The organism is Kluyvera ascorbata ATCC 33433, assembly GCF_000735365.1.
GTDB classification, from domain to species: domain Bacteria; phylum Pseudomonadota; class Gammaproteobacteria; order Enterobacterales; family Enterobacteriaceae; genus Kluyvera; species Kluyvera ascorbata.
On record NZ_JMPL01000002.1, the window covers coordinates 102271 to 122540 of the forward strand.

Annotated in this window: 18 protein-coding genes and 1 pseudogene; 9 read left to right on the plus strand and 10 right to left on the minus strand. The window is 55.6% G+C overall.

Going from position 1 to position 20270, the window contains the following annotated elements; all coding sequences use genetic code 11:
- Positions 1-2: 2 nt before the first annotated feature.
- Entirely contained in the window at positions 3-956 is a 954-nt protein-coding gene (locus tag GKAS_RS01125) for a glycosylasparaginase (RefSeq protein ID WP_035891461.1), read from the minus strand.
- Positions 957-963: 7 nt separating this feature from the next.
- Positions 964-2280, minus strand: coding sequence for a PTS cellobiose transporter subunit IIC (gene celB, locus GKAS_RS01130; protein ID WP_035891463.1), 1317 nt, complete (start codon positions 2278-2280; stop codon positions 964-966).
- Positions 2281-2447: 167 nt separating this feature from the next.
- Here celB and GKAS_RS01135 point away from each other — a divergent pair, with 167 nt between their 5' ends.
- The gene (locus GKAS_RS01135; RefSeq protein ID WP_035891465.1) at positions 2448-3305 is read left to right on the plus strand and encodes a homeodomain-like domain protein; all 858 of its coding nucleotides are present in this window, start codon (positions 2448-2450) and stop codon (positions 3303-3305) included.
- Between the two features lie 6 nt (positions 3306-3311).
- Here the strand turns inward: GKAS_RS01135 and arsC are convergent, their stop codons facing one another.
- Both arsC and bepA read right to left on the minus strand, forming a co-directional pair.
- The gene (arsC, locus tag GKAS_RS01140; RefSeq protein WP_035891466.1) at positions 3312-3671 is read right to left on the minus strand and encodes an arsenate reductase (glutaredoxin); all 360 of its coding nucleotides are present in this window, start codon (positions 3669-3671) and stop codon (positions 3312-3314) included.
- Between the two features lie 11 nt (positions 3672-3682).
- Positions 3683-5146: a beta-barrel assembly-enhancing protease gene (gene bepA / locus GKAS_RS01145; protein ID WP_035891468.1), complete on the minus strand. Its 1464-nt coding sequence runs from the start codon at positions 5144-5146 to the stop codon at positions 3683-3685.
- 216 nt (positions 5147-5362) lie between these two features.
- Here bepA and GKAS_RS01150 point away from each other — a divergent pair, with 216 nt between their 5' ends.
- Entirely contained in the window at positions 5363-6436 is a 1074-nt protein-coding gene (locus GKAS_RS01150; protein WP_035891470.1) for an AI-2E family transporter, read from the plus strand.
- Between the two features lie 80 nt (positions 6437-6516).
- Here the strand turns inward: GKAS_RS01150 and bcp are convergent.
- Together bcp and GKAS_RS01160 are read right to left on the minus strand one after the other, a co-directional pair.
- Positions 6517-6986, minus strand: a pseudogene (gene bcp / locus GKAS_RS01155) (thioredoxin-dependent thiol peroxidase).
- Positions 6986-7558 (minus strand): glycine cleavage system transcriptional repressor, encoded by a 573-nt coding sequence (locus tag GKAS_RS01160; protein WP_035891472.1) that lies wholly within the window; start codon positions 7556-7558, stop codon positions 6986-6988. The pseudogene bcp and the gene GKAS_RS01160 overlap by 1 nt, the downstream one beginning before the upstream one ends.
- A gap of 154 nt (positions 7559-7712) precedes the next feature.
- Here GKAS_RS01160 and dapA point away from each other — a divergent pair, with 154 nt between their 5' ends.
- From dapA to ypfH, 6 genes are all read left to right on the plus strand, one after another.
- Complete coding sequence (dapA, locus tag GKAS_RS01165; protein WP_035891474.1) at positions 7713-8591, plus strand: 4-hydroxy-tetrahydrodipicolinate synthase; 879 nt, start codon at positions 7713-7715, stop codon at positions 8589-8591.
- Between the two features lie 16 nt (positions 8592-8607).
- On the plus strand, positions 8608-9642 hold the full coding sequence (gene bamC / locus GKAS_RS01170; protein WP_035891476.1) for an outer membrane protein assembly factor BamC: 1035 nt from the start codon (positions 8608-8610) through the stop codon (positions 9640-9642).
- Positions 9643-9751: 109 nt separating this feature from the next.
- Positions 9752-10465 (plus strand): phosphoribosylaminoimidazolesuccinocarboxamide synthase, encoded by a 714-nt coding sequence (purC, locus tag GKAS_RS01175; protein ID WP_035891480.1) that lies wholly within the window; start codon positions 9752-9754, stop codon positions 10463-10465.
- Between the two features lie 212 nt (positions 10466-10677).
- Complete coding sequence (gene ypfJ, locus GKAS_RS01180; RefSeq protein ID WP_035891481.1) at positions 10678-11550, plus strand: KPN_02809 family neutral zinc metallopeptidase; 873 nt, start codon at positions 10678-10680, stop codon at positions 11548-11550.
- 16 nt (positions 11551-11566) lie between these two features.
- Entirely contained in the window at positions 11567-13567 is a 2001-nt protein-coding gene (locus GKAS_RS01185) for a tRNA(Met) cytidine acetyltransferase TmcA (protein WP_035891530.1), read from the plus strand.
- Positions 13568-13643: 76 nt separating this feature from the next.
- Positions 13644-14342, plus strand: coding sequence for an esterase (gene ypfH, locus GKAS_RS01190; protein WP_035891482.1), 699 nt, complete (start codon positions 13644-13646; stop codon positions 14340-14342).
- 136 nt (positions 14343-14478) lie between these two features.
- Here ypfH and GKAS_RS01195 read toward each other — a convergent pair whose 3' ends face one another.
- From GKAS_RS01195 to GKAS_RS01205, 3 genes are read right to left on the minus strand one after another with little or no spacing between them, the layout of a single operon-like run.
- Complete coding sequence (locus GKAS_RS01195) at positions 14479-14679, minus strand: YpfN family protein (RefSeq protein WP_035891485.1); 201 nt, start codon at positions 14677-14679, stop codon at positions 14479-14481.
- Between the two features lie 25 nt (positions 14680-14704).
- Positions 14705-15832, minus strand: coding sequence for a succinyl-diaminopimelate desuccinylase (gene dapE / locus GKAS_RS01200; protein WP_035891487.1), 1128 nt, complete (start codon positions 15830-15832; stop codon positions 14705-14707).
- A 55-nt stretch (positions 15833-15887) separates the two neighbouring features.
- Positions 15888-16247 (minus strand): ArsC family reductase, encoded by a 360-nt coding sequence (locus tag GKAS_RS01205; protein ID WP_035891488.1) that lies wholly within the window; start codon positions 16245-16247, stop codon positions 15888-15890.
- Positions 16248-16604: 357 nt separating this feature from the next.
- On the opposite strand from GKAS_RS01205, the gene ypfM reads away from it, so the two are divergent.
- Positions 16605-16664, plus strand: coding sequence for a protein YpfM (ypfM, locus tag GKAS_RS24735; protein WP_001386977.1), 60 nt, complete (start codon positions 16605-16607; stop codon positions 16662-16664).
- A 176-nt stretch (positions 16665-16840) separates the two neighbouring features.
- Here ypfM and acrD read toward each other — a convergent pair whose 3' ends face one another.
- Positions 16841-19954, minus strand: coding sequence for a multidrug efflux RND transporter permease AcrD (acrD, locus tag GKAS_RS01210; RefSeq protein WP_035891490.1), 3114 nt, complete (start codon positions 19952-19954; stop codon positions 16841-16843).
- Positions 19955-20270 lie beyond the last annotated feature (316 nt).

Here is a 20270-nt window from a genome sequence, read left to right on the forward strand (position 1 = left end):
GTTTATTCCTCGATATGGGCGCGAATGCGGTCGGCATAGGCCTGCATCCAGGCGTCGTCTACCGGCTGATAATGGGTTTTCTCTTTAACGCGCTCGGCGCGGAACACCGTCAGCGGCTGAGTGGCGGTGGCCACCACAAACGAGAAGGTTTTGATGTTGGTTGCCGCGCCGAACTCGCCTTTGCGGTTCATGCAAACCACGGAGAGATCCCCCGCACGGCCAAAGCGCGACATCAGCTTATCTTCCAGTTCGTACACCACCGAATCCGCCGCCTGCTGCGGGGTCATACCCTGTTCCATCCGGCGGACGATTTCGTAGCTGGTGCAGCCTTTCATTAAATCTTCGCCCACGCCGGTGGCGGTAGCCGCGCCGATAAGGCTGTCGCAGTAGAAGCCGGAACCGATAATCGGTGAGTCGCCAATTCGTCCGCGTTTTTTCATAAACAGGCCGCTGGTGGAGGTGGCCACGCTCATCGATCCCTTTTTGTCGAGAGCGATAACGCCGACGGTGTCGTGACCGTCGTAGGGGCTTAGCCCTTTGTCCAGCGTCTCGCGGCAGCGTTTACGGTAGTGCTGCATCGCGCGTTCGGTGAGCATTTTTTTCTCGGCAAAGCCCTGGCTCAGCGCCCATTCGCGCGCGCCCTGGCCGACCAGCAGCGAGTTGTAGCGCTGGCGACCCAGCGCCTGCGCCACTTTCACCGGGTTAGCGATGTCGACCAGATTACCCACCGCGCCAAAGGCCAGCGTATCGCCGTCCATCCAGGCGGCGTCCAGTTCTACCTCGCCGTTCTCGGTCGGTAGGCCGCCATAGCCTACCGATTTGTAGAACGGAAAATCTTCTACTGCGACCACGGCATCCACCACGGACGTTGATGCTGCACTGCCTGCTGCCAGCGCGGACGCCGACTCCTCTACGCCTTCCAGCGCCATACGCCAGGTTGCAATAATTCCCCACATCTTTTTGTTACTCCTGTTTTGCTAGCGTGCTGGATTCCTCAACGGTACTGATCTCCGCATTACGGTACTGCTTATCGACGATGCGCATAAACGGCAGGTACAGCATCGCGCCAATCAGCAGGTTAATGATTTGCATCACGCTGCCGGAAATATGCCCGGTAACGATAAATCCGCTGATCACCGGCGGCAGCGTCCACGGGATAAACACCCCGGTGGTCACGGCGACGGCACCCACTTTCATCGCCAGATACTGGATAGTCACCAGCACCAGTGGCACCAGGTTGAACGGGATCAGCATGATGGGGTTCATAATCACCGGCAGGCCGAAAAGCACCGGTTCGTTGATGTTGAAGATGGATGCCCCCGCGCCCAGTCGCGCCACTTCGCGCATGTTTTTACTGCGTGCGAAAATCAGCATGGCGATGACCAGCGACAGCGTGGCCCCTGCGCCACCCATCCAGATCATGTCGAAAAATTGTTCGGTAATAATGTGCGGCGGTGTGACGCCTGCCTGAATGGCTGCAATGTTGTCGGTCTGGTTTTCCATCCACAGCGGACGGATGATGCCGTTGACCATCGAACCCGAGTTGATCCCCACAGACCACAGAATGGTGATGCTGAATACGGTCATCAGTGCGCCAAAATAGGAGGTGCCGAAATGGCGAACCGGGGTGGCGACGACGTCATAAATGAACTGATGAATGGTGCTGTAGTGGGTGTTCTCAAAGCCGATGCGAATCGCCAGCACCAGAATCATCACCACCAGTGCCGGAATCAGCGCAGCGAAAGATTCCTGTACCGCAGGTGGTACCCCTTCCGGCATTTTGATGACCAGTTTTTTGCGCTTCAGCCAGCAGAACAGCTCGGTCCACAGCAGTGAGCCAATCATGGCGACGAACAGACCTTTGGTGCCAATCCATTCAACCGGCATCACGGTAATGCCGCCGTTTTCGGCAACCTTAATAAACGGCGTCAGGATCAGGAAGCAGACCAGCGCCAGAATGCCGCTGGAGATGCGGTCATCGCCGTAGTGCTCTGCGAGTCGGTAGGCGACAAGGAAGCTGATAAACAGCGACATAGTAGAGAAGACCGCGTTAAACGGGATCTCGATAATGGCGCTCCAGCTTGCGCCGAAGGTGCTGGACATAAACTGCTGATAGCCCTGATTCGGGAACGACGAGATAACCAACAGAATGGAGCCGACGATAATAAACGGCATAAAGGAAACATAGGCACCGCGGATGGCGCCAAGATGACGTTGCTGTGCGGTTTTCGCCGCAATCGGCATCAATTTCTCTTCTAAAAATCCCAGAACATTGTTCATTGTGAACTCCGTATAAGATTAACGGACATTGTGTGTGTTATGTAATAGAAAACGACGAAAGGGATTATGGGAGAAAGCCTGGCCCGGAAAGGTGAAACGGGTCACAATGCACCGACTTGATTCATATAAATCTCATATGATTAGTTATAAACACCTTAAGGAAAGCCATGGAAATTAAGCTGCATGCTAACGCGACAACGACACCGCGTATTCGTAAATACCTCCAGGAATCGGATAAAAGTGACCGTGAACTGGCGCTGGAACTGGGTATTTCCGTGACGACAGTACGGCGCTGGCGTAAGCGTGAGCAGACGGCGGATAAAAGCACGACGCCTGTGGTGATACACAAAGCGATGAGACAAGAGCAGATTGTGTTGATTAACGCGCTGCGCGAAATCCTCCGCGCGCCGTTAGACGATCTGCTGTTTATGGTGCAGGAAGGGCTAGGCATTCCGCTGTCCCGCGCGACGCTCAGCCGTTACCTGACGCCGTCTTATCCGAAAAATGGTGAGGCCATACTGCAAGGTAAGAAGGCGCTTAAAGCGGGCATTCAGCCACAAACGCTGACGTTGCATTACCGCTTTTTGTCGCTGCATATGGACGATGACGGTGACCATCACCTGCTGTGGGCGCAGGAGCCCTTAAGCGGCTGGTGTGCGGCGCGAATCTACTCGGGTATGTCATCGCCGCTGGTTATCCACTGGCTGGATGCGGTGCTGGAACAGTTTCCGGGTGATATCCAATCTGTTGAGATTAAAAGTGATGAGTGGTTAAGCGAAACGTATATTACCGCGCTAAGTCAGCATCTGGCCGAGCGCGAGATAAACGTCAGCGTAACGACGACGGAACGGAAGCATCAGGCGGTGGCGGTCACCGTACCGCTGGTGACGATTATCCCCGCGCTGCGTGCTTGTACGCCAGACGAACTCATCATGAAGCTGTGTGCGTTATTTAACGGCGGAAAGGAACAGAAAAAACTGGGGAATATGACGCCGCAGGCTTTTCTGGAAGCGCTGCGGCTTTAGGGGGAATCAGCGGACGATTTCCAGGACCTGCTCCGGTGGGCGGCCAATGCGTGCCTGCCCGTTGTGGACCACGATAGGGCGCTCAATCAGCTTCGGGTTCTCTACCATCGCCTGAATAAGCTGTTTTTCGCTGAGCTGGCTATCGGCAAGGTTCAGCGACTTGTAGAGATCTTCTTTCTGGCGCATCAGTTCGCGTGCGCTGCCAAGCCCCAGCATCTTGATCAGCTTGCCGATCGTGTCGGCATCCGGTGGCGTGTCGAGGTAAAGCACGACCTCAGGGTCGATACCGTTATCCTTCAGCAGGCTTAAGGTCTCGCGGCTCTTTGAGCAGCGCGGGTTGTGATAAATCGTGACCGAATCCGTCATCGTCTCTCCTATTACATTTTCTGATAAGGGCGGAAGCGTTCCTGCAGCTGACGCAGCTGATCGATACGGGCATCGTAACGAGCCTGCTGCAGGCTGCGCAATTTCACCTGCGCGCTGGCCGCGCTGAGCATGGAAATTGCCTGGTCGAGCCTTCCCACCAACGCCATATTCTCGGCGCGAGCGGCCAGCTCCTGGTCTCGGTTACCCAGTGCGGCTTCCGCCTGGGCGAGCAAATCCCAGCCGTTGGTGTCGTCTTTATTGTTAAAGGTGTAGCGATTAAGAATGGTTGCCGCTTCCGCTGGCTGCCCGCCTTCAAGCAGGGCGTTCGCCAGGTTGAGCTGTAGTACCGGGTTCGTGCGCAGTTCACGGGCATTCTTCAGACGAGTAATGGCCTCGTTGGTTTTCTTCTGCCCGAGATCGATATCCGTTGCCAGGTCAAGATACCAGGCGTTTTGCGGGTCGGCACTCAGCAACGGCTGAAGCTGTTTGCTTGCTTCGGCGTAGTTCTTGGCTTCCATTGCCAGCAGCGCACGTCCGTACTGGGCGGCATGCTGTTCACGAATATTGCCCTTCGACCAGCCGTCAAGCAGGTCGCTGCCGAGCTGGTTTTGCCCGGAGTTGTACATGCCCAGCGTACGTGCTTTAGCAAAGTAGAAATCCGCGGAAGATTGCACGACCACCGGGCGCATCTGGTTCGCGCGGTTACGCGCATCGGCCAGACGGCTTTCCGGCAGGGGGTGAGTCAGCAGCATTTCCGGTGGTCGCGATGAGTAACGCGACTGGTCGAGCAGCTTTTCCATAAAGGCCGGCATGGCCTGTGGGTCGAAGCCTGAACGTTGCAGTACCTGAATACCAATACGGTCAGCTTCTTCTTCATTCTGTCGGGTAAAGCTGATGATGCCCTGTTGGGTGCCCGCCAGCGTACCGCTTAATGCGGCCATACCCGCCTGTGGGCTGGCCATAGCCAGCAGAATTGAGCCGAGCGCGCCGACCCAGGTCAGCGGAGCGTTACGCTTTTGGTCTTCCATTGCGCGCGCAAGGTGGCGCTGCGTCACGTGAGAGATTTCGTGCGCCATAACCGAAGCCAGCTGGCTCTCGGTGTCAGAATAGCGGAACAACGCCGAGTGCAGCACCACGTTACCGCCGAAGAAGGCGAAGGCGTTGATATCGTCGTTATTAATCAGATAAAAGTGGAACGGTGTCCGCACGGAAAACGCGTGCGAGACCAGACGCATGCCGAGTGAGTTGATGTACTGGACCAACAGCGGGTCGTTAATCAGCGGCGCGCTTCCGCGCAGCTGGCGTACGTAATAATCCCCCATCTGCATCTCCTGACCAATGGAGAGCGTGCTTCCTGCGGAGGTGCCCATATCCGGGAGGTTGTCCGCAGAATCTGCAAAGGCGGGAGCAATTTGCCCGAGCGCAAGCGTTGCAATAAGGGATGCCAACAGCGTTTTTTTCAACTGCCTGAACATAACCTCTGTCCTGTAATGTGGGGATGTGCCTGTTTTGACCAACAGCCTAATGTTACGTTCCATTATGTGCTGCTCTGGGAGTGTATCTATCTGCTCACGGGTTGAAAATGATAATCGCGTGATTGTTGGGATAAATATAAAAAGCGGAGTCTTTTTTGTGACACTTCGATACAATTCATCTTCTGTGTGAAAGCAACACGTTCAGGGAATCGATTTATGCTCGAGATGTTGATGCAGTGGTACCGCCGCCGATTTAGTGACCCGGAGGCGATCGCGCTGCTGGTTATTCTGGTGGCAGGTTTTTGCATTTTGTTCTTCTTCAGCGGCCTGTTGGCGCCGCTGCTGGTTGCGCTAGTGCTGGCCTACCTGCTGGAGTGGCCGACCGTCCGTCTGGAGCGGCTGGGCTGGTCTCGTACCTGGGCTACTACCGCGGTGATGGTGCTGTTTATCGGCATTCTGCTGCTGATGGCCTTTGTGGTAATGCCGATTGCCTGGCAGCAGGGGATTAACCTTATCCACGATATGCCCGGCATGCTGAATAAACTCTCCGATTTTGCCGCCACGCTGCCGCGTCGTTACCCTGCATTGATGGATGCGGGCATTATTGATGCGATGGCTGAAAACATGCGTACGCGCATGCTGACGCTGGGCGATTCGGTGGTCAAATATTCCGTCGCTTCGCTGGTCGGGCTGCTGACGCTCGCGGTCTATCTGGTGCTGGTGCCGCTGATGGTCTTCTTCCTGGTGAAGGATAAAGAGCAAATGCTGAACGCCGTGCGCCGCGTGCTGCCGCGCAACCGGGGCCTGGCGGGGCAGGTGTGGAAAGAGATGAATCAGCAGATTACCAACTATATACGCGGTAAGGTGCTGGAGATGATCGTCGTTGGGGTTGCTACGTGGCTTGGCTTCCTGATGTTTGGTCTTAACTACTCGCTGCTGCTTGCCGTGCTGGTTGGGCTGTCGGTACTTATTCCTTATATCGGCGCATTTGTGGTTACCATTCCGGTGGTCTGCGTGGCGCTGTTCCAGTTTGGCCTGGGCACCGAGTTCTGGAGCCTGTTCGCGGTCTATTTGATTATTCAGGGGCTGGACGGAAACCTGCTGGTACCGGTGCTGTTCTCCGAAGCCGTGAACCTTCACCCGCTGGTGATTATTCTCTCGGTAGTGATTTTCGGCGGGCTGTGGGGCTTCTGGGGGGTGTTCTTTGCGATTCCGCTGGCCACGCTGATTAAAGCGGTGGTGCACGCTTGGCCAGATGGGCTGGTGACGGAAGAAGATGTGTCGAATTGACGTGTAGCCCGGGCGAGACGTTTACGCCGACCCCGGGGAAATCCCGGCGTCGCTGCGCTCGGCCGGGCTACGTTATTGGCTTAAGAATTTGCCTGCAGCCAGCCCAGCACGATGTCGTGGTGGTTGGTGGTCTTGAAGTCGTCAAAGACGTGCTCGACTTTACCATCTGCGTCAATCAGGAAGCTGGTACGGTGAATGCCGTCATAGGTTTTGCCCAAAAGGTTTTTTCACCCCAGATGCCAAACTGCTCGCAAACCTGGTGATCTTCATCGGAGAGCAGCGTGAAGTTCAGCAGCTCTTTTTCGGCAAAGCGGGAGAGCTTTTCAGGCTTATCGGTGCTGATGCCCAGCACTTCAACGCCCACTTTTTTCAGCTCATCCATATTGTCGCGAAGGCCGCAGGCCTGCACGGTGCAGCCAGGGGTCATTGCTTTCGGGTAGAAATAGACCAGAACACGTTGTCCCTGGAAGTCGGTTAAATTTACCTGCTCGCCGTCTTGATCGGGCAAACTAAATTTCGGTGCGATATCACCGGCTTTCAGTGGGTTCATTACTCAGCTCCATCCTGTTCGTCATGCTGTGAATAATTGATCACGTTTATACTGCCTTGTGCATTGAGTTCTGTACATAGGGCTTTGAACGCTTGCTCAATATTTGATGCATTTTTCGTAGCGGGACTGTGGGCCGTAATCTGGATGAACAGCTGTGCGACGCCTTCGTTATCGCCCGGCTGCGTGCGTGACACCAGCTCGGCAATGTTCATCTCCCAGCTATCAAACAGCGCGGTAAAGCGCTCAATAATATGCGGCGAATCAGGCACCTCGACCTGCACCCAGACCGTTGCCGGCATCGCCGGACGTGGACGCGCGGTGGTACGTTTCATCACGATAAGCAGATCCAGCTCTGCGCCTTTTAGCGGCAGGGTGGACTCAATCAGCGTAATCGCATTCCAGGAACCGGAAAGCAGCATAATAAAAGTGAACTCATCCCCCAGCATGGCCAAGCGACTGTCTTCGATATTACAGCCGCAGCTGCTCACGTGACGGGTAATCGTATTGACGATGCCAGGGCGATCCGCGCCCAGGGCTGTAATGACCAGATAGTGTTGTAATGAGGCTGTCAAACCTGTTCTTCCTTTAAAAAGGTGCGGTATTCCTTAGGAAAGCATAAAAAAAACCGGCATACAACATTCTGAAGGGCTTCAGTCTCTTGCTTTTATTACAAGACCAAACGTACCATTGAGATTCATGTCCGCACGTCAGCACAGAGGATGGCCCATGTTCACGGGAAGTATTGTAGCGCTTGTCACGCCGATGGATGAAAAAGGTAATGTCGACCGTTCAAGCCTGAAAAAACTGATTGATTACCATGTCGCCAGCGGAACCTCGGCGATTGTCTCGGTAGGGACTACCGGCGAATCAGCAACGCTCAGCCACGAAGAGCATGGCGATGTCGTGATGACCACGCTGGAGCTGGCCGACGGCCGCATTCCGGTTATCGCGGGTACGGGGGCAAATGCAACCGCAGAGGCGATCAGCCTGACCCAGCGTTTTAATAATAGCGGCGTGGTAGGTTGTCTTACCGTTACCCCGTATTATAACCGTCCGACCCAGGAAGGTTTGTTCCAGCACTTCAAAACGATCGCTGAGCATACTGACCTGCCGCAAATTCTGTATAATGTGCCGTCCCGTACCGGTTGCGATATGCTGCCGGAAACCGTAGGTCGCCTGGCGAAGATTAAAAATATTATCGCGATTAAGGAAGCCACGGGGAACTTAAGCCGTGTTCATCAGATCAAAGAGCTGGTTTCAGATGACTTCATCCTGCTGAGCGGTGATGATGCAACGGGTCTGGACTTCATGCAGCTCGGCGGTCAGGGCGTTATTTCAGTGACGGCGAACGTTGCGGCGCGTGATATGGCGGAAATGTGCAAACTGGCAGCTGATGGCCAGTTTGATAAAGCGCGTATCATTAACCAGCGTCTGATGCCGCTGCACAATAAATTATTTGTCGAACCCAATCCGATCCCAGTGAAATGGGCATGTAAGGAATTGGGACTTGTGGCGACCGACACCATGCGTTTGCCGATGACACCTATCACCGACCACGGTCGTGATGTTGTGGCATCTGCATTGAAGCATGCCGGTTTGCTGTAAAGTTTAGGGAGATTTGATGGCTTACTCAGTACAGAAGTCGCGCCTGGCGAAGGTTGCGGGGGTATCGCTGGTTTTACTGCTTGCGGCCTGTAGTTCCGACTCGCGCTATAAGCGCCAGGTGAGCGGTGATGAATCCTACCTGCAAGCAACACCGTTAAGTGAACTTCACGCCCCTGCGGGCATGATTCTGCCGGTTGAAAATGGCGACTATAACATTCCAGTCGCCAACGGCAGCGGTGCCGTCGGCAAAGCGCTGGATATCCGTCCGCCGGCACAGCCGCTGGCGCTGGTTTCCGGTGCGCGTACCCAGTTTACGGGTGATACCGCCACGCTGCTGGTAGAAAATAGCCGTAGCGGTTCTCTGTGGCCGCAGGTTGTCAGCATCGTTCAGGCGAAAAACTACACCATCACCAAACGTGATGATGCTAGTCAGACGCTGACGACGGACTGGGTTGAGTGGAACCGTCTTGATGAAGACCAGCAGTACCGTGGTCGCTATCAGATCTCCGTACAGCCTCAGGGTTATCAGCAGGCTGTAAACGTGAAGCTGATTAACCTCGAACAGGCTGGCAAGCCGGTTGCTGACCGTGCTTCCCTGCAGCGTTATAGCGCTGAAATGCTGAACGTTATCTCTGCGGGCCTGGATAAGAACGCGACGGATGCCGCGAACAACGCCAGAGGCTCTGCCGGTGCAACCTTCGACGTTCAGAGCGCTGCTGATGATACCGGTCTGCCAATGCTGGTCGTCCGTGGTCCGTTCAACCAGGTGTGGCAGCGTCTGCCAGCAGCGCTGGAAAAAGTGGGCATGAAAGTGACCGATAGCACCCGCTCTCAGGGCAGCATCGCGGTGACTTACAAACCGCTGTCCGACAGCAGCTGGAGAGATCTGGGCGCAAGCGATCCGGGCATGGTATCCGGTGACTACAAACTTCAGGTCGGTGACCTGGACAACCGTAGTAGCCTGCAGTTCATCGATCCGAAAGGCCATCCGTTGACGCAGTCTCAGAATGACGCCCTGGTAGCAGCATTCCAGGCAGCATTTACGAAGTAATTAAAGAGGGCTGGAGCAATCCGGCCCTTTTTTCTGTATAGTGACGCAATCGTGTGCGTCGGCAGAAAATGCACAAATATTTATCGTAATCATCACTGGAGTGACAAAGATGCAAAAGCTAGCTGAGTTGTATCGTGGTAAAGCGAAAACCGTATACAGCACCGAAAACCCGGATCTGTTGGTACTCGAATTCCGTAACGATACGTCAGCAGGGGATGGTGCTCGCATTGAGCAGTTCGATCGTAAAGGCATGGTGAACAACAAGTTCAACCATTTCATTATGAGCAAACTGGCAGAAGCGGGGATCCCAACCCAAATGGAAGCGCTGTTGTCTGATACCGAATGCCTGGTGAAAAAGCTGGATATGGTGCCGGTGGAATGCGTTGTGCGTAACCGTGCTGCAGGATCGTTGGTGAAACGCTTAGGGATTGAAGAAGGTATCGAGCTCAATCCACCGCTGTTTGACCTGTTCCTGAAAAACGATGCGATGCACGACCCGATGGTTAACGAATCCTACTGTGAAACCTTCGGCTGGGTGAGCAAAGAGAACCTGGCGCGTATGCAGGAACTGACCTTCAAAGCGAACGACGTGCTGAAAAAGCTGTTTGACGATGCGGGCCTGATCCTGGTCGATTTCAAACTGGAGTTCGGTCTGTTTAAAGGCGAAGTGGTGCTGGGCGATGAGTTCTCGCCGGACGGCAGCCGTCTGTGGGACAAAAAGACCATGGACAAAATGGACAAAGACCGTTTCCGTCAGAGCCTGGGCGGCCTGATTGAAGCTTACGAAGAAGTGGCACATCGTTTAGGCGTTAAGCTCGACTAAGTGATGCACTCCCCGGCCTCGCCCTGCGCGTAGGCCGGATAAGGCGTTTACGCCGCCATCCGGCAAGGTGTGGGTTGCTTGCCTGATGGCGCTACGCTTATCAGGCCTACATCCTCACCGTCGGGAATCCCCGCACAACATTTCCAGTGGTAATCCCCCCCGTAACCGCCTACGATCGTATCAGTATTTCTGAGAATAAGACTGAGGTAGTTATGCGTTGGCAAGGTCGTCGCGAAAGTGACAATGTAGAAGACCGGCGGAACAGTTCGGAATCCCCGATGATGGGAGGGCGCGGCCCTGGTTTTCGCATCCCGAGCGGTAAAGGCGGCATTGTTCTGCTGATTATCGTGCTGGTGGCCGGTTACTATGGCGTGGACCTCACGGGCCTCATGACCGGTGAACCTGTAGGCCAGCAGCAAAACTCTCAGCGGGTGAGCGGCCCGAAAGATGATGAGGCGGCGAAATTTACCTCAGTTATCCTTGCCACTACGGAAGACACCTGGGCGCAGGAGTTTAAGGCGATGGGTAAAACCTATCAGCCGCCGCGTCTGGTGATGTACCGCGGTGCGACCCGTACCGGTTGCGGCACCGGGCAATCGGTAATGGGGCCGTTCTACTGCCCGACCGACAGCACGGTCTATATCGACCTCTCTTTCTACGACGACATGAAAAACAAGCTTGGCGCGGGCGGTGATTTTGCGCAGGGCTATGTTATTGCGCATGAAGTCGGCCACCATGTACAAAAGCTGCTGGGCATCGAGCCTAAGGTGCGCCAAATGCAGCAGGGCGCGTCGCAGGCGGAGGTGAACCGCCTGTCCGTGCGTATGGAGCTGCAGGCGGACTGCTTTGCCGGTGTCTGGGGCCATAATATGCAGAAGCAGGGCATTCTGGAAGCCGGTGACCTGGAAGAGGCGCTGAACGCCGCCCAGGCCATTGGCGATGACCGTTTGCAGCAGCAGGGTCAGGGACGTGTGGTGCCGGATAGCTTTACGCATGGCACCTCACAGCAGCGCTATACCTGGCTGAAACGCGGCTTTGATAGCGGTGACCCGGCGCAGTGCAATACCTTTAGCAAATCGCTCTGACGACATGCCGAAGGTCATGGATGAACTGCTGGCGCACGCTGAGCGCATGGCGCAGGAAGGAATTCGCCGCCTGCTGGTGATAAGCGGCGAACGCGCATGGAGCGAGCAGCAGGCCACGGCGTTTCGCGCCGCGGTGGGTGATGATGTGCTCTGGGTCGGCCTGAGTCCGGTCTCCGAGCCCTTTTGCCCGTCATCTAAGCTGGTGATGCTGCTGGGGCGTGAGTTCCAGCACGCTATCTTCGACGCCCGCGATGGCTTTGATGTCTCCGCTTTTGCCGCACTGGCTGGCACGCTGCGGGCCGGAAGCTGGCTGATACTGCTGGTGCCGGAATGGGGCCAATGGTCCCATCAGGCCGATGTGGATTCGCTGCGCTGGAGCGACACGCCGGAACCTATCGCTACGCCGAACTTTGTCGACCATTTTTGCCGGTCGCTCTCCCGACATCCCGAGACGTTAGTCTGGCGACAGGGCGTGCCGTTGCCGTTCCTTACGTTCTCCGTAAGAGCTGACTGGCATCGCGCTAACGGCGAGCCCGCACGCGAGCAGCAGACGATTTTAGCGGCGTTGGCGAACGCGAGTGCACCGGTGTCGGTAATAACGGCAGAACGCGGGCGTGGAAAGTCAGCGCTGGCGGGTATGCACATCCAGCGTCTGCCCGGTGAGGCTATCGTCACCGCGCCTTCCCGTGCTGCTGCGGAGGTCATTGCCGCCTTTGCTGGCGATCGTTTTCGCTTTATGGCTCCTGATGCGCTGCTGGCGTCGGATGAACGCGCCGACTGGCTGGTGGTTGATGAAGCCGCTGCTATCCCCGCACCACTACTCCAGAAACTTATCGCTCGCTTTCCCCGTACGCTGCTGACCACAACCGTGCAGGGTTACGAGGGCACCGGACGCGGCTTTTTACTTAAACTCTGCGCTGTGTTTCCAGAACGTCACGTTTTCACCCTCAACCAGCCTATTCGCTGGGCGGCAGGGTGCCCGCTGGAAGCGCTGGTTAACGATGCGCTGATTTTTCACGATGAGGCGTTCACGACATCGCCAACCGGTGAGGTGACGCTGGTGCCCGTTTCGCAATCCGCCTGGCGGTCCAGCCCTGAACAACCTACCGCGCTGTACCAGCTTCTTTCCGGCGCCCATTACCGCACCTCACCGCTCGACCTCCGGCGGATGATGGATGCGCCGGGTCAGCATTTTATCAGCGCGGAAACGCCGCAGGGGCTTGCTGGTGCGCTCTGGCTGGTCGATGAAGGCGGATTGTCGCCCGAGCTGAGCCAGGCAGTATGGGCGGGCTTTCGTCGTCCCCGAGGGAATCTGGTAGCACAGTCACTGGCGGCTCATGGTGGCAGCCCGCTGGCCGCGACGCTTATCGGGCGGCGTATTAGCCGGGTTGCGGTCCACCCACAGCGTCAGCGCGGGGGTATCGGACAACAGTTGATAGCGCGGGCGTGGGCGAGGGCGGCGGGATGTGACTATCTCTCGGTGAGTTTTGGTTATACCGAGGCGCTGTGGCGGTTCTGGCAGCGCTGTGGTTTTACGCTGGTGCGTATCGGCACTCAACGAGAGGCGAGCAGCGGCTGCTACGCTGCGATGGCGCTGCGCCCGCTCACCTCGGCTGGAGAGGCGCTGACGCAGCGCGAGCACCGTCGGTTGTGTCGTGAGTGGCGTTGGCTTTCCCTGTGGGTCGATGAAAAAGTGCCGCTCGCGGAAATAACCGAGGCTATCCTTACAGATGATGACTGGTGGGATCTGACCGGGTTTGCTTTTGCGCATCGCCCGATGCTGGCAGCACTCGGGAGCTTGCATAAGCTGTGTGAAGCCAGCACGCTTTCGCTGCCAGCGCTGCGCGGGCGGCTTTCCGGTGATAGCGAACCCGCTCTTTGCACTCGCCTGCGGCTGCACGGGCGAAAAGCGCTGTTGGTGCGCCTGCGTGATGAGGCAGCACAGGCTATGCTGAGTCTTGACGGTGAACGAACAAATCAACTCGCCAAACGTGTCCAACAACTGCAATTTTTTTAACTGACTCATTCAGTTAAATGGCATGGTCATTATTTTGGTGCGGCGTAAACTGACCGTCAAAACCAAGGAGACAGCCATGACACACGATCACTTTGTTGTTCAAAGCCCCGCGAAGCCCGCTCAACAGCTGCTGCTGTTGTTTCATGGCGTGGGCGATAATCCGGTGGCAATGGGGCAGATCGGCAGCTGGTTTGCGCCGCTGTTTCCTGATGCGCTTATCGTTAGCGTAGGGGGGGCGGAGCCTTGTGGTCCGGCGCCAGGCCGCCAGTGGTTCTCCGTGGCGGGCGTGACGGAAGAAAACCGCCAGGCACGCATTGATGCCATCATGCCAACCTTTATTGAAACCGTGCGTTACTGGCAGAAACAGAGCGGCGTGAGTCCCCAAGCGACAGCATTAATTGGCTTCTCTCAGGGGGCAATTATGTCGCTCGAGGGGATTAAAGCGGAGCCGGGACTGGCATCACGGGTGATTGCCTTTAACGGCCGCTACGCGACGATGCCGGAAAAAGCGGACACCGCCACGACCATCCACCTGATTCACGGCGGAGAAGACCGGGTTATCGATCTTGCCTGGGCGGTGAAAGGTCAGGAGGCGCTACAGGCCGCAGGCGGCGATGTGACGCTGGATATCGTTGAGGATTTAGGCCACGCGATAGACGATCGCAGCATGCAGTTCGCGTTGGATCACCTGCGTTATACCGTGCCGAAGCACTATTTCGATGAAGCGTTGGGCGGCAGCCCGCCGAAAAATGACGATCTCATCGAGATGATGTAAGTCTTGTGGGTTCCCGGCTCGCCGGGAGCCTGTAGGCCGGATAAGGCAAAGCCGCCATCCGGTAATTCATGGCGGCGATGCCTGATGGCGCTGCGCTTATCAGGCCTACATGAGAGCGGCCGACTGATGAAGCGATTTATTTCTTCGGCTGGTCCTTCTTCGGCCAGTCGTCGTCGTCGTCCCATTTGTCGTTAAAATCACGGTGCGGAGGCAGCTCCGGTTTATCGGCGAGGAATTTTTTGTGATCGACGCGATTCAGATCTTTGATCACGTTGATAATAACCCCTACCAGAAACACCAGTACCAGAATCCACCAGTATTTTGTCAGCCAATCCATGCGCATTACCCCTTATGTTGTGCCGTCAGGCGACAAGTTGTTCCATGATGCGCTGGTACATCCTCGCCAGCATCTGCAGGTCTGCGGCGTTCACACACTCATTAATTTTATGAATGGTGGCATTCACCGGACCCAGTTCAACAACCTGCGCGCCCATCTGGGCGATAAAGCGACCATCTGACGTCCCGCCGGTGGTCAGCAGTTGTGGTTCTATTTCATTATAGTGCGCGATAGCGTTCACTACCGCGTCGACCAGTTTACCGCGTGCGGTCAGGAACGGCTGTCCGGAAATCCACCAGTCAACGCTATAACGGAGCTGATATTTATCCAGCAGGGCGATAACGCGCGATTTGATCATCTCGTCGGTTAGTTCGGTGCTGAAGCGGAAGTTGAACTGCACGAACAGATCGCCTGGGATCACGTTGTTGCTGCCAGTACCGGCCTGAATGTTGGCAATCTGCATGCTGGTCGGCGGGAAGAATTCGTTGCCCTGATCCCACTCGATCGATACCAGTTCATTCATCCACGGCGCGGCGCGGTGAACCGGGTTATCGGCGAGGTGTGGATACGCCACGTGCCCCTGAACGCCGTGAATGGTCAGGTTGCAGGTCATTGAGCCACGGCGACCGTTTTTAACCACGTCACCCACCACTTCCGTGCTGGACGGCTCGCCCACCAGGCAGTAGTCCAGGCGCTCATTGCGCGCCATCAGCGCTTCAACCACTTTTACCGTACCGTGAGTAGCGCTGGCTTCTTCATCGGAAGTGATCAGGAACGCCAGGCGACCTTTATGATTCGGGTGCTGGGCGACGAAACGTTCTGCCGCCACAACCATCGCCGCCAGCGAGCCTTTCATGTCGGCAGCGCCGCGGCCAAACAGCATGCCGTCGCGGATTGTCGGTTCAAACGGTGGGTTAATCCAGCGGTCAGCATCGCCAGCAGGCACCACGTCGGTGTGGCCTGCGAACGCCAGCGTTTCTCCTTTGCCGCGCCATGCCCAGAAGTTCTGGGTATCGCCAAAGTCCATCGGCTCAATGGTAAAACCTGCTGCACGCAGGCGTTCAATCATTAACGCCTGACAGCCCGCATCGTCCGGGCTAAGAGAAGGGCGGCGAATAAGCTGCTGAGCCAGCTCAATGACTGGGCAAGACATAAACTAGACCTCGTTATTTTCGTTATCTGAAAACAGTAGAACAGGGCCAACGGCGTTAGCGCGCTTTGGCGACCCATTGGCTATAACTGGTATCACTAAAACCCAGCAGCATAGGCTGTGCGGGCGCGCAGAGCAATGGTCGTTTGATGATAGCGGGCATTTCCAGCATCAGCGCGGCAGCGGCGTCGGCGTTGTTGATTCCGGCGCGGACCTGCTCATCCAGCTTACGCCAGGTGGTGCCACGGGTATTCAGCAGCGCTTCCCATCCCAGCTCATTAATAAAGGATGCCAGCAGCTCGGGCGTCAGGCCATCAACGCGATAATCGTGAAAGCGATATTCAACCTGGTGCTCATCCAGCCAGCGGCGGGCTTTCTTGATGGTGTCGCAGTTCTTTATTCCGTAGAGAGTGGTCATGTTCCGCCTTTATATCTGCAGGTTTTAGGGGACTCGAATATACACGTAATTCAGTCCGCTGCCCGTTTTAATTTCATCCGGCCAAAGTGGCTGAAAATCGTACAGTTTATCATGCTGGCTACGCGCTTTTACGTAGTTTGATTGCTTTGTCGTAGGGTAAATTTGTATCATATGATTCACATTCTGATAACTATTTCAGAATGTTGCTGTGCGTCACATTAAATGTCAAAATTCCGGCCCATAGTGACCACAAGCAGTAAAGAAAGGTTGGCAGCGGCAATCAAAGTAATCGGATTAACCGTATTCACAGGTCATACATTTGTACGTAAAATACGCATAATAATAAGAGAGGTAGTTATGATCGAACGTGAACTGGGGAACTGGAAAGATTTTATTGAAGTGATGCTTCGTAAATAATTTTCAGCAATGTGATTAAAAGCGCTGTGTTCTTTCAATTACCATGATGGTGTTGTTTGCAGTACAGAGTAGTTGCATCACATAAAGGTAAAAAGGCGACATTTAAATGTCGCCTTTTCTGTTTCTGGCTTTCGCGTTCAGGCTGGCTGAAACAGCCTGAACGATTTTGTAGCAATTTACTCTGGCTTCTCTTTCAGCGGGAAGCGTCGACGTACCAGTACAAAGAACAGCGGTACGAAGAAAATGGCCAGAATGGTTGCCGAAATCATCCCACCAACCACGCCGGTGCCCACGGCATGCTGGCCGCCGGAGCCTGCACCGGTGGTGAGGGCCATTGGCAGCACGCCGAAGATAAAGGCCAGTGAGGTCATTAAGATCGGGCGCAGACGCTGGCGACAGGCTTCAAGCGTAGCGGTCATCAGATCTTCCCCTTTCTGGTTCAGATCGTTGGCAAACTCGACGATCAGAATAGCGTTTTTCGCCGATAGCCCGATGACCGTCAGCAGACCCACCTGGAAGTACACGTCATTTTCCAACCCGCGCATCCAGGTCGCCAGCAGCGCACCGATAACCCCCAGCGGAACCACTAGCATGACCGAGAAGGGCACGGACCAGCTTTCATACAACGCTGCCAGACAGAGGAAGACAACCAGCAGCGAGATAGCATACAGCGCCGGAGCCTGTGCGCCCGACAGCCGTTCCTGATAGGACATTGCCGTCCACTCAAGGCCGAAGCCGGTTGGCAACTGCTGCACCAGGTTTTGCATCACGTCCATGGCGGTACCGGTACTGACGCCCGGCGCGGCTTCACCAATAATTTCAACCGCCGAGTAACCGTTGTAGCGCTCCAGACGCGGGGAACCAGTCTCCCAGCGTGAAGTGGCAAAGGCGGAGAACGGCACCATCTGCCCGGAATTATTGCGCACGTACCACAGATTCATATCTTCCGGCAGCATGCGGTATTTTGCGGCGGCCTGAACGTACACTTTCTTCACGCGACCGCGATCCATAAAGTCGTTCACGTAGCTTGAACCCCACGCGGTTTGCAGCGTGTCGTTGATATCATCGATAGAAACGCCCAGCGCCTGTGCTTTACGCTGATCGATATCGACCTGCAGCTGTGGGCTATCGTCCAGACCGTTGTGGCGTACGCGCGTCAACTCTGGATTGTTGCCCGCCAGCTCCAGCAGTTTGTCACGGGCAGCCATCAGCGCATCGTGTCCGGCACCGGCGTGATCCTGCAGCTCCATATCGAAACCGGCAGAGCTCCCGAGGCCGCTAATGGCCGGCGGGCTGCTGGCGTAGACACGGGCCTCTTTGATTTTATTCAGCGCTTTGGTGGCGCGTTCAATAATGGCAAACGCGGTGCCGGTTTTGCTGTCACGTTCGTCCCAGTCTTTCAGGCGCACGAACATGCGTGCGACGTTTTGACCGTTACCGCCGGGGCCGGAGCCGATGGTGGCAAAGATGGACGTGACGTTGTCTTTCTCGTTTTTGAAGAAATAATCTTCAACTTGTTCAACTACCTTCAGCGTCTGCTGTTGGGTTGAACCGCTCGGCAGCTGTACCGAGGTGGTGAACATACCGCGGTCTTCCAGCGGCAGGAATGACGAAGGCAGGCGCAGGAACAGGAACACCATACCGCCCAGCAGCAGCACGTAAATCAGCATCCAGCGCACGCTGCGATGGAGAATTCTGGCCACGCCCGACTCATAGCGGCGGGCGCTGGCATCAAAGTGGCGGTTGAACCAACCGAAGAAGCCTTTAGTGCCGTGCACTTCCCCTTTATGAATAGGCTTGAGGATCGTCGCGCATAGCGCCGGGGTCAGAATCATCGCCACCAGCACCGACAGCACCATCGCCGAAACAATGGTAATGGAGAACTGGCGATAGATTGCCCCGGTGGTGCCGCCGAAGAAGGCCATCGGAATAAAGACCGCCGACAGCACCATGGCGATGCCCACCAGCGCGCCCTGAATTTGCCCCATCGATTTGCGCGTCGCCTGCCGCGGCGTGAGCCCTTCGGTACTCATTATTCGCTCGACGTTCTCAACCACCACGATGGCATCATCCACCAGCAGGCCGATGGCGAGCACCATCGCGAACATCGTCAGGGTATTTATGCTGTATCCGCAGGCGTAGAGAATGGCGAAGGTGCCCATCAATACGACCGGTACGGCAATAGTGGGAATCAGCGTGGCGCGGAAGTTCTGCAGGAACAGGTACATCACCAGGAACACCAGCAGGATGGCTTCGAGCAGCGTTTTTACCACATCCTTGATGGAGGCTTTCACGAACGAAGTGGTCTCGTAGGCGACTTTATATTCCAGCCCGTGCGGGAAGTACTGTTTCAATTCGTCCAGACGCTGGATAACCCGCTCGGCGGTGGCCATTTCGTTGGCACCGGAGGCGAGTTTAATCCCTAAGCCGGAGGCCGGGTTGCGGTTATAACGGCTGAGGTAGTCATACTTTTCGGCACCCATTTCCACGGTGGCGACATCGCCCAACGTCACCTCTGAACCGTCCTGGTTGACGCGAAGCGTAATGTCGCGGAACTGCTGCGGCGTTTGCAGCAAAGATTGGGCGTTAATCGTGGCGTTCAGCGCCTGCTTGTCGATAGACGGTGTGCCACCAAGCTGGCCGACCGCAATCTGGGCGTTCTGCGATTTAATGGCATTCGTCACGTCCGCGGTGGTCATCTGATAGCTGTTCAGTTTGGCCGGATCCAGCCAGATACGCATCGAATACTGCGAGCCGTAGGCGTCGATATCACCCACGCCATCAACGCGGCTGATAGGGTCCTGAACGTTACTGGCGACGTAGTCGGAAATATCCTGCTTATCCATGCTGCCGTCGGTGGAGACGAAGGCGATGGTCAGGATGTTGGTATCCCCGGTTTTTCGCACCGTAACGCCCTGGGTTTGCACCGCCTGCGGCAGCTTGTTCATGGCGGTTTGTAGCTGGTTTTGCACCTGCTGCACCGCTTCATCAGGATCGGTCCCGGCGACGAAGCTTAAGGTAATCGTCGCCTGCCCGGTGGCGCTGCTTTGGGAAGACATGTACATCAGGTTATCGATACCGGTCATATTCTGCTCGATAACCTGCGTGACGGTGTTCTCCAGCGTTTGCGCGGAGGCACCAGGATAGTTAGCGGTCACACGCACGTTAGGCGGTGCCAGGTCAGGGTATTGCTCAACGGGTAATGAAAATATCGCCAGGGCCCCTGTGAGGCACAAAAGGATTGCCAGCACCCAGGCAAAAATGGGGCGATCAATAAAGAAATTCGCCATCAGGATCAGAACCTCATGTTGTTCATTTTTTTATGTACTGAATTGCGTGAAACACTGTAGCCGTAAGGCTCTCAGCAATCGTGGAGAAAAAAAGGAGATAATGTAAATTATCATTCCGCTTTTCTGAAACGGTTTGCACATCCTTACGCTATTGGCCTCACGACCTGAAACGTAATTTCATTGAAGCTGAAATTTTTTGATCTGCCACATCATACTGATAAATAGTCCCCGTTTCTGGGCAAATGGACATTGCCTGGGGGATAAGTACTCGGCTAATAAATAGGACTTATAAATATAAGGTTAATTTGGACCATAG